This is a genomic window from Psychrobacter sp. Cmf 22.2, assembly GCF_001921745.1.
Classification (GTDB): Bacteria; Pseudomonadota; Gammaproteobacteria; order Pseudomonadales; family Moraxellaceae; genus Psychrobacter.
Window position 1 is genome coordinate 1 of the sequence record NZ_MRYA01000020.1, and the last position, 354, is coordinate 354.

Sequence of the window (354 nt, forward strand, 5' to 3'; positions counted from 1 at the left end):
TAATGAGATGATCGATGGCGCATTATTCCAAGAGCAAGTAGAAGCTAATAACATCCAAGGCGTACCAGCAGTGTTTTTAAATGGTAAGCCGTTTGCTAATGGTCTGATTGATACGGCTAAATTGATTGAAAAATTACAAGAGCAATTTCCTGATTTACTGAGCGAAGCTGATGACGATGCTGAACAGCTAGGGCAGCAAGATGTGACGATTATCGGAGCCGGTCCTGCTGGCGTGGCGGCGGCGATTTATACCGCGCGTAAAGGCTTAAAAGTCACTATGGTCGCTGATCGTATTGGTGGGCAGGTAAAAGACACGCAAGATATCGAGAACTTAATCTCTGTCCCTTTAACGAC

At 45.2% G+C, this 354-nt stretch carries 1 protein-coding gene; it reads left to right on the forward strand.

The features are described from left to right. Positions 1 to 354 (forward strand): FAD-dependent oxidoreductase (locus tag BTV98_RS13165; protein WP_143505768.1); only part of this gene is annotated, 354 nt, incomplete at both ends.